General features: G+C 57.4%; 8 protein-coding genes and 2 pseudogenes. 7 read left to right on the forward strand and 3 right to left on the reverse strand.

Translation table 11 applies throughout. The features are described from left to right. Positions 1 to 4: 4 nt before the first annotated feature. Complete coding sequence (locus tag F758_RS0137260; RefSeq protein ID WP_035724447.1) at positions 5 to 1381, reverse strand: glycosyltransferase family 4 protein; 1377 nt, start codon at positions 1379 to 1381, stop codon at positions 5 to 7. A 116-nt stretch (positions 1382 to 1497) separates the two neighbouring features. Next, positions 1498 to 3339 (reverse strand): AAA family ATPase, encoded by a 1842-nt coding sequence (locus F758_RS46880; RefSeq protein WP_051387153.1) that lies wholly within the window; start codon positions 3337 to 3339, stop codon positions 1498 to 1500. Between the two features lie 693 nt (positions 3340 to 4032). Here F758_RS46880 and F758_RS0137270 point away from each other — a divergent pair. The 6 genes and pseudogenes from F758_RS0137270 to F758_RS0137300 all read left to right on the forward strand — a co-directional run bounded on the left by F758_RS0137270 (position 4033) and on the right by F758_RS0137300 (position 10508). Beyond that, complete coding sequence (locus F758_RS0137270) at positions 4033 to 5352, forward strand: polysaccharide biosynthesis/export family protein (protein WP_024512617.1); 1320 nt, start codon at positions 4033 to 4035, stop codon at positions 5350 to 5352. Between the two features lie 414 nt (positions 5353 to 5766). After that, positions 5767 to 5907, forward strand: a complete 141-nt coding sequence (locus F758_RS53570) for an AAC(3) family N-acetyltransferase (RefSeq protein ID WP_157450349.1) — start codon at positions 5767 to 5769, stop codon at positions 5905 to 5907. A gap of 66 nt (positions 5908 to 5973) precedes the next feature. After that, the gene (locus F758_RS0137280) at positions 5974 to 6351 is read left to right on the forward strand and encodes a hypothetical protein (RefSeq protein WP_024512619.1); all 378 of its coding nucleotides are present in this window, start codon (positions 5974 to 5976) and stop codon (positions 6349 to 6351) included. Between the two features lie 261 nt (positions 6352 to 6612). Further along, a pseudogene (locus F758_RS52370) lies at positions 6613 to 7211 on the forward strand (transposase); the annotation flags it as partial. A 568-nt stretch (positions 7212 to 7779) separates the two neighbouring features. Then, the gene (locus F758_RS0137295; RefSeq protein WP_024512620.1) at positions 7780 to 8955 is read left to right on the forward strand and encodes a prenyltransferase/squalene oxidase repeat-containing protein; all 1176 of its coding nucleotides are present in this window, start codon (positions 7780 to 7782) and stop codon (positions 8953 to 8955) included. Between the two features lie 86 nt (positions 8956 to 9041). Beyond that, positions 9042 to 10508: a polysaccharide deacetylase family protein gene (locus F758_RS0137300; protein WP_024512621.1), complete on the forward strand. Its 1467-nt coding sequence runs from the start codon at positions 9042 to 9044 to the stop codon at positions 10506 to 10508. A gap of 132 nt (positions 10509 to 10640) precedes the next feature. On the opposite strand, the pseudogene F758_RS0137305 reads toward F758_RS0137300, so the two are convergent. Beyond that, positions 10641 to 10871: pseudogene (locus F758_RS0137305) on the reverse strand (IS110 family RNA-guided transposase); the annotation flags it as partial. Positions 10872 to 11943: 1072 nt separating this feature from the next. Here F758_RS0137305 and F758_RS0137315 point away from each other — a divergent pair. Further along, a partial coding sequence (locus F758_RS0137315) for a heparin lyase I family protein (protein ID WP_198026662.1) occupies positions 11944 to 12772 on the forward strand: 829 nt, incomplete at its 3' end.

Consider the following 12772-nt stretch of genomic DNA (forward strand, 5'->3'; position numbering starts at 1 on the left):
AGCGTCACGGTGGTGTCACCCGAGTTAGCTTCGAATAGACCGAGCTGACCAGCTCGGCATGAACGGAGTATGATCGGTATGCCGCAATCCAGGGCGGCCCGCGCGCAGCCATGGATTCTGCAGCGGCTTTATCCGAAAGCAGGATGGCGATTGCTTCGGCGAAACCCTGGGAAGAAAGGTCAGTAATCAATCCTGCCCCACTTGCCTCCAAGATTTCGCGCTGGTCGGGATGATCGTTCGCGACCACCGGCCGGCCCATCGCGAGATACTCTACCAACTTGGTCGGAGTCCCAACGACTAACAGCGGGTGGGGGGCGCAAGGGGACAGACAGACATCGGCACGCCGGACATAGCTGAGCGCCTGTGCCAGGGGAAGATGGCCGGTGAAGATCAGGCGGTCGGAAACTCCTTCCTCGATGGCAACCTCACACAGCGCGTCACGATCTGCCGGGCGCGTGTCGCCGAGCAGCACGAGAACGGCGTCATGTCCGTTCCGCACGACCGCGCCAAGCGCTCGAATGATGATGTCGACCCGGCGAACCGGCGCGCACGTTCCCATGTAGAGGAGTACATCCCTCCCGTCCAAGCGCCGGTCATCGGTCGTTGGTATGGTCGAGGGATTGTATCGATCAACGGAAACTGCCATTGGAACGGGCGTTATCTTTTGCGCCGCAATTCCCCGCTGAACGAGGGCGGCCTTCATTCGCGCGCTCTGGGCGAAAATGTGATCGGCTGCTGGCAGAACGAAGCGGTAGAGGAGAGGCTTTCCTACAATCACATAGGCCCGCATCATTACGCGACGCCATGTCGGAATGTACTCCCTCGCGTCGCGCGCTCGTTCGAGCGTCGCCTCGAGCATTGGAAATGACATCCAGTACACGAACGGCCGACCGGCCAATTTGGCCAGCAGCAGAAAGAGAACGGATGATGTCGAGCGGTCGCGAGCCTGCACAATGTCGTACTCACCGCGCAGAATGGCGACAGCAATCCTCAGGATGAGATGCAGACCTGCGAGGCGGGCCCGGATCGATCCGCTTCCGAGCACAAAAGTGCGCTCCTCGGGCGAAGCAATCACGATCTCCGACGGACCGGGGGCACCTCTCGCCATCAACCAGTCGATGCGATATCCCGCACTTACGAGCCACCGTGAAAAAAGCTCAGTTAGGTCCACTCGAAATGTGGGATAACGGTCCTTGGCAGCACAGATCAATCGGCGGTTCGCCCCAGAAGCTCCGCCATTGCGAACTGCACGATTACTCAACACGGCAATGGGATCCGGCACGCCGAGCTCGTGGGCGGCCCATTTTGGCACCGCTTCGACCTTGATCCCGAGTTCGGCAAACTGGCCTTCACCGAGATGATGCTCGCCATATTCCTTCATGTTACCTGGGCTCATCGAGCACCGCTTGCATTTGCTGAATTGCAGTATTGCACGAAGGACCGGATCAAGCAGGAAGCTTCGTACCCACTCAGATGCGTTTTACGCCCCAAGAGAGCCTATACGACACTGAATTTTGCCTTGTTGAGCACGATCCCGACGACGTTTTCATGTCGAGTTACGTCGAGGCCACGCTTTACGGCATCGATATTCGTCCGGCTCGCTTCAATCACAAAGATAAGCGAATCCAATGCACACGCTCTGGCCTGCGCACCCGCAAACGGTGCCACCGCGGGCAGATCGACAATCACATAATCGTAGGGTTCGCGAAGAGTTTGAAATAACTTGTCAAGAGCGCCCGACACCAGCACTTCACTCGGATAGATTCGTTTATTATTACTCAATGGCAGCAAGGCCAGTTGCGTTGTTGGCTCGATCCACGTTGTCTCACGCAGGGAAGCTGCTCCTGACATGACATCCAGAAGGTCACATTCAGCACCCGGAGCCAATTCGGCCGAAAGTGAGTGCTTTTGCAAGTCGCAATCCAACAAAATGACTCTCGCTCCACTATGCGCCATCAGCAATGCCAAGGCCGCCGCAACAGTGGACTTTCCTTCCTCCGGGTAGGTTGAGGTGATCCCAATCACTTTGCTTCGCTTGCCGTTACGATCCGTGGAATCGAGGGCTAGCTTGATCTCAAGAAACGCATCGGTAAATCGGGATCGTTTTGCATCCGTGACAATCCAGATTGGACTGTCGGTGCGCCCGATGTTCCTTGAACTGCCGTCGGAGGACGGCGGTGCAGGCTGTTGGCGTCGCGTACCATGCGCGATCAGCGCGCCAAGCTTCCCGCCGAGGGACTTCACGGTTGGGACAACCGCGATGCAGGGCATTTGAAGCTCCTTGCATACCTGCTCGCAGGTGCGAACGCCTCGATCTGACCGATCGCGCAGCATTGCGATCGCAATTCCAAGAAGCACCCCGCCTATGCTCGAGATTCCAAGCACGATTCTGAGTTTCGGCGAACTGGCCCTCATAGGAGGGAGCGCCCTGGAAAGCACGTGCGCCTCTAACACCGGCAACGATTGTTGTTGCGCATCCATGTAACGCAGCACACGAAGGAAATTGTCATACGTGGCGGCCGCGGATTGTGCGGCGTCTTCCAGCTCGCGGAGCTCCGTTTGGGTCCTCGGCGTCGATTGCGAGGCGGGTGTGCTTGAATTGTCGGTACCGGCGGACTCCGCGATATCTTTCCTGTTCTTGTAATCCGCCAATGCTTTCTGGGCAGCTGATGCTCGACTTCTTAGCTCGTTCAGCCGATCCTTAACCCATTCCTCACCCCGCAAAGACGACGCGTATTTCGCGTTCAGCTCAGCCGCAACGTATGTCTCCGCGACCGTGTTTAAGATCTGTGCCGCTCGCTCTGGGTCAATAGATTCGAAGGAAATCTTGATGATGTATGTAACGCCGGCGCGCTCAACCGAGAATTTGCGTTCGAAAGATTCCATGGCGCGGTGGATCGCGCCAGATTCGCCTTCTGGTCTGCTCCAACCGAGCAGCCGGGATGTCGACCTGATCGCGCCGCGCACGACGCTATCTTTCTGGGCAAATTCCGGATCCTCTGCCAGACCCAATCTTTGTACCACTGCGCGAGCGATATTTTCCGACTTTAGGACTGCGATCTGACTGTCCACGATCGTCGATACGGACACAGCGTCTCCTGGAGCCGCCTTCGAATCCACGATGAGTTCCGCGCTGGCCGTAAACGTCGGTACTGCAGAAATGAGGTAGAGTATGCCAATGCCAAGCGTGATCAAACACGTCAGCAATATGGTCGAGAGCCGCCGTCGTATGAATGCCACCACTTCGGTCAGGGATTCGATCGGCAAACGAAATTCAGGTGGCATACCTTCCGGACTGTCCGGATTTACCAAGTCGTCCGCTCTAGTGATCTGCAGCATTTCAAATTCCAACCGCTTGCAGTTGCGCTACCGTACAGTTGATCAGATCAAACCAAGCGCGTGATGAATCACGACCGACGCTCGATTCCAATGCGCTACAGGATTTATCAAGTAGAGGAAGATGCAGCGGAGGTCCTTGACGGCGGACGGCTGCGAAATAGGCCGCAACGTCGACCAGGAATTCGGTAGCTGCCACCAAAACAAACAGGGTGGCCAATCGTCCTTTTGCGCCGCTTGCAGGGACTGCCCAGGCGCCACCGATCGAATTTGCCGGACACTGGTCAACGCCGGCAAATTGCTAACGAACGCATAGTTCATGGTATCGGCCAACCCACAACTGGTCTCTCCGGCCAAATCGGTAACATTCAGGCAGCACGGTGGGAATTGGCAATAAATGGGTAGGGTAGTAACTACGATGGGCCATTGAGCCGCCGCAGTACACGGTTAGATTTGCAACCAAGGCGTTTCAATTGCCCATGCAATGGGCTGACGGGAGGTGCATCAATCGAAGCCCGATCAATCGCATATAGCGGAAGGAAGAAGAAGAAACTGACTGGCCCGGCGCCAACCGAGGGAAGACCATAGCGAGTATCCCTGTCTCGACGGTTGCTCCGACGGCCGCGAGTCTAGGGGCTGTGTGAGACCGTCAGATTTGAGGGTTTTCGTGCCGCGTCCATATAGGGAATTGCAACAATGCTGAATTCGAGACTGCGCAATTGCTTCCATATCGATGCCCTCTGTAAGCTTGGACTTTTCCTCAAACGGAGCGCGCTGGCGGTTGGCCTGATAGTTTGGGCCACCCAAGCCCAAGCAGAATATCGGGTAAATGTCGGGGACGTGCTGGAGGTCGCTGTGGCGGGCGTGCCAGAGCTGCAGCATCGTGCATCCGTGCAGATTGATGGGACCATTTGCTTGCCACTGGTCGGCACGCTTCCAGTAGTCGGAGTCCCCTTGCCGCAACTCCAAACCCAAATCGGGGCTGCAATGGCAAGCAAGGTGTTTCGACAGCGGACATCAGGCGGTGAGAAAGTCATCGTGATAGGCGCAGATGAGGTCACGGTGACCGTGGCGGAATACAGGCCGATATACGCAAATGGAGATGTGTCGAAGCCAGGAGAGTATCCTTATCGTCCGGCCGCTACCGTCCGCCAACTCGTTGCCGTGGCAGGCGGTTACGACATCATGCGCATCAAGATGAGCAACCCGTATCTCGAGGCAGCAGACCTGAGAAGCGATTCTGGCACGCTTTGGACTGAGTTCGCAAAACAACAGGCTCGTATATGGCGCATCAAAAATGAACTCGGAGACCGCTCGCAGATAGACCCAGTCGCTATGAAGGACGTGCCCATAGCCTTTTCGGCGATTTCGGCGATTGTCAATTCAGAAACGGAATATTTGAAGACGAAGCAGAGCGATTATCAGCGAGAAAAGGCGTTTCTCCAGCGAGGCATCCGAGAAGGAGACGACCAGGTAAACGTGCTATCAGCGCAGCAGAAGACAGAGGAAGCGGGATATCAGTCAGACCTCGAAGAACTGCAGAAAGTGAATGATCTTTTCAGCAAGGGTTCCTTGGTCAGCCCTCGCGTCACCGATGCGCGTCGCGCGGTGCTGCTATCAGCAACTCGTAAGCTGCAGACGGCAGCAGAACTAATGGATTTGAAGAAGAAGCAGGACTTGCTTAGGAGACAGCTGGAAAAGCTGGATGACCAGCGGAGGCTCGACTTGCTGCGTGAACTGCAAGATGCCAGCGTAAGCTTCAACGAAATTCGTGGAAAGCTTCAGAGCGTCGGCGAGAAGCTTCAGTACACCGCAATGGTTCGATCACAACTTGTGGCCGGAGCCGGTAATAAGCCGCAGATCATCATCATCAGAAAAGGCGAGAAGGGACAGGAGCGGATTGTCGCGGACGAAGATGCCGAGTTGCAGCCAGGTGATACCGTGGAGGTCACGCTGCAATACCAGGACGGTCCTGAAAAACCCCTCCAAAAGCTAAGCAGTTCAAGTATCCCCTAATTGGCTAAATTCCGTGGGGTGGCAAGCACGCGTTCGACAGGTTGCAAATTTGAACGCGGGATGTATCTCACGATGCGGCCTTGCTTAGACCGCACAAGACGATGACTATGACGACATCGTTGTTCAATCAGGCGCGCCGCCTCGATCAGCATCATCGAAGCAGACCCGCACGCCGTTTCGGGCGCGAGATGGCAGCGGGACGCCCGCTTAAGCTGCAAGAGATAAAAGCAGTGCTCGACCAACTCGGGCTCGGCTGCGGCGATCGACTGAGCATCCACTCGCATAGCGCGGTGATCGCACAGCTCCAAGGAGGCATAACTGCGCTGCTTGACACCTCAAGGAACGAGTGACGCCGAGGGGCTGCTCTGGGCAACCACATCGCCGTTCCGCGGCTCAATTTCGGAGTACGAATAGATGGATCCTATCTTCGACGTGCGCCGCACGCCTTCGCAGATGGGATTGATCACCGAGGTGTTCCGGCGCAGCCGAGCAGGACCCGCAGCGTGCACCCCCACACGCCCAGTGGCATTGTGGGGGAGCGATGCACGAGCATGACCCCGTGCCGTTCACCTCGACGGTCCCTACGGCTGGCTCTATCGCCACGGCGGAAAGGTGCTGTTCATGGAGTTGGACGGCTGGCACCTGACCGAAATTCACATCGTAGAAGGCATTTTGCGCGACCCGTTCCGAGCCAAGGCCTATCTCGAACAGCCTGTCGACATGCGCGTCGTAGACCGGCGCGTCAGCAGCGCAGGATTGCCGTCTTCTTACACAACGCTGTTCAGCCCACAGATTGACGCGCGCCAGTACTATCCCGAGATGGAACGCCTGGGGTTCGTGAAACGTGTCTATTTGCCGGAATATATCCCGTTTGTCCTCGTCGAAGTCACGCCCATGATCGACTATTTCCTCCCGCGTGCTTCGCGCGGCAGCGACTACTGTCATTGCACGAGTGGAACGACGGCTCGAAAGCAAGGCGCCACGGCCGAGATGAACTAAGCGCCACGCATACCCTGGACGATGCACTCATCCAACACGCCTTGTGAACAGACGATCACATGGTCGGCCGTGAAAACTCTCCCGAGCTTTTGGGCGGAGTTGATTTTCCACTTGAGAGGGCGTTTGAGATGCAAGCTTTTGCGCCTCGAAAGCTTGCAACTTGATTTTTGGTTCCTTCGAATTACGAGGCGTGATTCCGTGCTTGCATCGGAGGGGACGATGCGACCGAAGGAACGACGCGACAACGGATAGACCGATCTTTTGCGCTCGCGGCTGGATGCGATCATCGACATGGGCCACCCACTGGTGAAACTGGCACGGCCGATCGACTGGTGGTTCGTCGAGCAGAAATTCGGTGTCGTCTACGAGGACAAGCCGGGGCGGCTGCCGCTGCCGACGCGGCTAATGGCAGGACTTGCCATCCTCAAGCACACCTACGACCTCTCCGACAGGTTCTGTGCGAGCGCTGACCTACCAGTTCTTCTGCGGCGAGGAGTTCTTCCAGCATCGCCTGGTGTTCGACCGCTCTTCGCTGACGCGCTCGCGCTAGCGCGGCGAGGAGAAGCTGCACGAGTTGCTGCAGGAGAGCCTTGCGGTTGCCACCGAGACCGAAGCGATCAAGCCGTCCGATCTCAACCGCGTGATCGTCGACACCACGGTGCAGCCCAAGAAGGTGAAGTTCCCGACCGATGCCAGGCTTTCTGAACCGGGGGTGCGAGATCCTGGTCCAGTTGGCGCAGCGGCACGGCGTCAAGCTGCGCCAATCCTATGCGCGGGTGGGTAAGTTCGCGCTGATCCAGCATCAGCGCTATGCCCATGCCAAGCAGTTCACGCGCGCCAACCGAGCCTTCAAGACGCTCTGAATCTATCTCGGTCGGGTCATCCGCGACATCACCGCAAAATCGAGGACAACCCCACAGTCGCTGGCGCCTCACCATGCGACTTATAAACAGGGCTTCCAACCTCGAGCGCGCGCAATAATCATACAGACCGGAGCAGCCTCGATAAAGAGAGCCTCAACGAGTAGCGGGACGACTGCATCGGCGCATTCGGGCTACCACTCTCGGGGGAGCCTGCTCTTTTGGACTCGGTGGCGCGTTGCACGGCATCGGTCCAGGTAAATGGCCGTTGAGCTGGACAAAGGTGGTTTTTGTTCCGCAGATTGCATCAGGATATGCACACCGCCAGCATCTGTGCGGCGCCCGCATGTTGCCGTCAGGCGTTCAAAATTCCTCGGTCCCTACGCGGCTGCAACCGCTCACACAGCTGATCGATCACTGGGCCCGTTCTCACATGGGCCGGTTGCAGGTGTCGCCGCGACCTGGTAGTTTAAGGCAATTAAATCAGGTATAGCTTTTTGACTATTGCACAAGCTTAGGATTATTAGCTTGCGCACGCTGCCTAAAGTGGTCGAGGCAACGAAATCCGATGCTGGCTCATTTTGCCGTCGAGAGCGTTCGCGACTTCTTTCGCGTCACGCTCCCAATCCAAAAGACCTCAGAGCAATCGACGGATGATCAAGTTCGCGTCGAAGCGGCGCTCACGTTCATCATGCGATCCATAGCGCAGTGCAAAGGGCGCGCGTCCTCGAAGGGTTACAAGGTTGGCAAAGGATGGCTGCCTCCGTCTCGAGAGACAAGCGGATACATCATCCCGACGCTCCTTGATCTGGCCGAGCGCCTCAATCGACCTGAGTTGGCCTCAACCGCGGAAGGTATGGGCGAGTGGCTCTCGGAAGTGCAGGAACCGAGCGGCGGCTTTATTGAGCACGAGCTCCGTCGAGATGGCAAACCGGTGGTCTTCAACACTGGTCAAATCCTCCACGGATTCAACGCGCTGATCTTGCGACGAGGACGGCAGGATCTCGTGCCCTACGCGCGGCGGGCAGCTGATTTCATGGTCTCGTCAACGGACGGAAACGGATCGTTTGTGCGTAACGATCGCTTCGAGATCGCCCATGCGTACAACGTCAGAAGCGCCTGGGCGCTCCTGACCTTGGGCCGGCTGTTGGGTGATAAGACGTATGAGGACGTTGCGCTGGCCAACGCCGAATGGACAGTGGCGCAACAGACCGCCAACGGCTTCTTCCTCAACAACATCTTCCAACCGGGCTGCAATGCCAACACACATGGCATCGCTTACGTGCTGCAGGGACTGATCGAGATCCATTGCATCTCGGGACGGCAATTGTACGTCGCGGCGGTTCGTCGCACCGCCGACCGCATGATCTCGCTCTACTGCGCCAGTCGCCATCTGGTGTCGGAGATCGGCGAGAACTGGGAGCTCCTATCTAGCCATGTGTGCCTGACGGGTTACGCGCAGCTGGCAATCGTGTTCTTCAGGCTGTACCGCCTTACCGGCGATAAGCGATATCTTAATGCAGGTCTGGATCTGCTCGATGACGTAGCGGCGACGCAGGACGTGACGTCGCCGAAGACACCCCACTACGGCGGCATCAAAGGTTCACTCCCCATCTACGGGCGCTATGCGCCGCTACAATATCCAAATTGGGCGACGAAATTCTTCATCGATGCGCTGCTCGCGAAGCAGGCGGCGCTGAAGGCTCCGACGGATCGCCTTCCTCTTCAGCTGTCCGCGGGCTAACGGCGAAAATCAGGCGCTAGCGGATCTCTTTTTGCGACCGGCTTGGCGGATAGTGGGAAGGAATTGGGTTAGCGGCGGGGAAGATAATGTTTTTTCGAGAGATTACGGAGGCGCGGCGCGACGAGTTCGTTAGCAAGGGAGTTAAGGCGCGATATTTTTTCCCGCATCGCCTGTACTATCTCCCCAAATGCGGACCCGATGGTTTCGTATCAGCCGAACGACTGTTTCCGGACGCTGTCCCCAATCAGCTTTGGCAAGTCGTTCTCTACGCCGCACCAACTGCCATCGCGGACTTGCCGCCCGAGTTGTTCTTTGATGATGATGTTATCTGGCATCAGCAGCACTTGGGCAGAGCTGGGCTTGTTGCAACTGCAAACCTTGTGCTCCGCGGCGACACGCTCTACACCAACAATCACCTTTCGGATTTAGTACAGCGTATCTCACGGCGGCGCGAACTCAAAACCCGGATCGAGAATCGGTTCAAGGGATGGAACCACATGCTGCTCAACGGCATTCTGAATTTTGCCGTCGAGCGCAATTTGAAGCGTATCTTGACGCCGACGGCGGAGCTCGTCATCTCGATGACGGACCCCAAGCGGCGACAAGCCATCAATCGTGAGCTCTTCGACCGCATCTATGACCATCATGTATGCGCGTATTTTGGAGCAGCGCGCGCGGGTCTATGGTGGGTTGTTGATGTATCTCAACATCGAGATCGGCTGGTTGAGCCTGTAAAAAACCAAGCGGGCAGCACAATCAAGGCAAGGACGATCTGCATCTATCATGACGTGGAAAGAGGGATCGGTCATGCGGGCATTGACCAGAAACTCGAAGCGTACGCAAACACAAACGCGGCGCAGGCGCTCGAGGAGATGCTTTCTGTCGAACGCCGAGTCGGTATTCGTACCACGTATAATGTCGTTGGTTTATTTCTGCCGGATGTCCGGGCAAGCATAGCCCGGGATGGTCATTGCATTGCTTTTCACTCGTTTGACCATCGCGCCGGAGCGGGCGCTGCACATCGGTTTGAACAGTTCTTGGCGACTCGCGTGCTCGGTGGGAGGCGCCGGTACGCGCGCGTGATGCGAAAGGCAATGCGTCGGCTTCTGCCTGCACCCCTGCGAGGGGCAGTACCACAACTCGAAGCATGCCGACGCATAGATTACCGCATCAAAGGATATCACCCTTGCCAATCCGCACTCACCCCTGAATTGATAGACGCCAATTTGTGCTATTACAATTTTGAATGGCTGGCGATTCCGGCGGAGCGGATCGGCAGCCAAACGCCTCATGTAGAAAACCGCGTTGTAAAAATGCCGGTACAGTTTGATGATTTTGGCTTGTACTATTATGGAGTTAAATACCAAAATTGGGAACAGCGTGCGCTAAAGACGATTGAGGAAAATGAATTGGTTATCTTTGGCTTGCAGGACTGTTATTCCCAATACTGGCTGCCCGGGTATTCCAGGATGCTCGAACGCATCTGCCAATGGGGAACCTTCAAGACATTGGACCAACTTGCGGCAGAGACGTTCTTGGCGAGCGCGGAATAGATAGCCAGTATCGCACCTAGTATCCTGCCCGCCTACCAAACACCTCAGCTGTGCTTTTTTTCGTACGTAAAAGACGCTTTGAATACCGATAAAAATCAAAGTGAGCAAGCGGACGCCGATGCGCGTCTACCAGGAGCTGAGCGTGCCGGCATCGATTTTGTCGGTCTTTACGTGAGCCTGGGCGATCGTCTTCACCGGCAAAGGATTGGCGATAATCTCCCGCGCCACGAATGGCGCCAGAACTCGCGACACCGGCATGCTGTTGGCGGTCGCTTCGAACACCACCTCATCGCTGGCCGGCAGGGTCTTGCCAAACCCCTCCAGCGCAGTCCGCGTCATATCGATGCGGCCCGCATGTCGAACCGGCGAACTCGGTGCCGTTCTGCCGCAGGCCTTGTGGCAAGGCGGCGAACAGCCACGACATGCCGGGCGACCCCGCGGGTAACCTTGCTGGCGAGACGGATGCGAAGCAGCAGACGCGAGGTGCGCTCATGTACGGTCGGGACCGCTGGCCGTATTTGAAGAACATCATCAGGTCGGCTTCCCAATGGCCCGGGATGCTGCGATCGGCGACCTCGATCGGCCGATTTTCCAGCGAAACACGGCCTTCGATGAAGCTTGCTGGGTCGGCCGCCTGTCTTGGGGCGGAGGCCACGCTTGCTCTTGCCGCGTGGCAGGTGGTGCCGCCAGCTGAACTCGCCGGTGCGCCTGATCTGGGCATAGATGAAGCTGTAGATGGTTTCATAGGAGATCACTTTACGACCGTGCTCGCCGGCGAGCCGGCCTGCGACCTGTTCGGGAGACCAGCCGCGGCTAGGCGCTCCATCACCGCGCGACCAGGTCGTGCTCCCGTGTGAGGCGTACGCCCGACCAGCGCCGCGCTCGCATCTTTTGCTGGGCATCGCTCGGCCTATAACCGACCGTCGCGCACCGGTTGCGCTTCAACTCTCGAGAGATCGGTGATGACGGATGGCAACACCTCCACCTGGAGGTGTTGCACTTCGTTTGTGAACTCAGGCCTCCCGAAAGTTCGGTGCACGCCGATGCCAATCACTCATCGCATTCGCACCTCCTGCCAGAGACATGACAGGAGCTGCGGGCGACACGACAACTACCGATTCGCGCCCTCAGCGCAACCGGGCGAGTCGAAGCCCCAACGACCGCGCGTCAAACGAAGACGATCATGCGCTCTGCCCGGGACATTCTGCGCCGTACGTGCGGCGCGCCTTGCCTCCATAAGCATGCGCAGAAGTCACATTTTGAAATTTTTTTTGCCATACTTCCTAACTAACCAACCGACCAGCAGTTGGGGGGCAAAGTTTCCACATACCCACTGCTTTGAAATGTGCGTGCCGGCGCCAGGCCGCGCGCATGCAGTATGTCGTGCGTCTTTATGATGCGCGACAGCGTCTTCAACTTTCAAAAGGATGACTGAATGGCTACTACACAGCCGAACATCACCTCGTTCTCGAGTGCAAATGGCGCAACGGTAACAGTTGATGGGATGAACGCGCAGGTCGAAAACGCAAGCCGAAGCTATAGCCTAACAGAACCTGATAGCAACACGCTGAGGTTCGAGGTTCAGTCGGGGGACGCGTGGCCCAATGACGTCCGGAACGGCAACACGTCCGAACGGTCTGAGATCGACATGATTCCAACCTATTCACCAAATACTCAGATCAACGTGTCCTACGGTTTTACCCTGGAGCCCGGAGCGGCAAATACCGCGTCGTGGATGGTGCTCGGTCAGATTCACAACACTATCCTCGGCGGTTCACCTCCAGTCGCCGTCGCCATGTACGGCGAGCATATGGTCGTCATCGCGCGTGGCCCCTCCGGTGCGGAGAACGACGTCTATACGGACCCGAACCCCATTCAGCGGGGTCATCAATACCAAATGAATATGCAGGTTGACTTTGGCAGTAACGGAAACGGAACTCTCAAGGTCTGGCGCGATGGGGTTGAGATCGTGAATTACTCCGGTCCGCTCGGAAGTGGGACGAGCAACGAGAGTTATTATTGGAAGGAAGGCGTCTACCGTGCGCCGGCCACCGAAACGGTTGCGGCGGACTATAGCAACCTGCAAATCACGACCGGGCCGGCAGCGGCGCCCATAAGCGGCACGACGACGTCCTCTTCGGGCGGCACATCGTCGGGTGGCACCTCCTCGTCCGACCCGACATCGGGCGGGGCCAGCGTGACCACGCCGACCGGCACCACCTCGTCGGGGACCACCACCGGCTCCGCCGCGACATCGTCGGGCA

The organism is Bradyrhizobium sp. ARR65 (assembly GCF_000472385.1).
In the GTDB taxonomy this organism is placed as follows: Bacteria; Pseudomonadota; Alphaproteobacteria; order Rhizobiales; family Xanthobacteraceae; genus Bradyrhizobium.

Coding starts and splice junctions, on each gene's coding strand:
- F758_RS0137260 (WP_035724447.1), bottom strand. CDS start 1,381: ATGAAGGAATATGGCGAGCATCATCTCGGTGAAGGCCAGTTTGCCGAA.
- F758_RS46880 (WP_051387153.1), bottom strand. CDS start 3,339: ATGCTGCAGATCACTAGAGCGGACGACTTGGTAAATCCGGACAGTCCG.
- F758_RS0137270 (WP_024512617.1), top strand. CDS start 4,033: ATGCTGAATTCGAGACTGCGCAATTGCTTCCATATCGATGCCCTCTGT.
- F758_RS53570 (WP_157450349.1), top strand. CDS start 5,767: ATGGATCCTATCTTCGACGTGCGCCGCACGCCTTCGCAGATGGGATTG.
- F758_RS0137280 (WP_024512619.1), top strand. CDS start 5,974: ATGGAGTTGGACGGCTGGCACCTGACCGAAATTCACATCGTAGAAGGC.
- F758_RS0137295 (WP_024512620.1), top strand. CDS start 7,780: ATGCTGGCTCATTTTGCCGTCGAGAGCGTTCGCGACTTCTTTCGCGTC.
- F758_RS0137300 (WP_024512621.1), top strand. CDS start 9,042: ATGTTTTTTCGAGAGATTACGGAGGCGCGGCGCGACGAGTTCGTTAGC.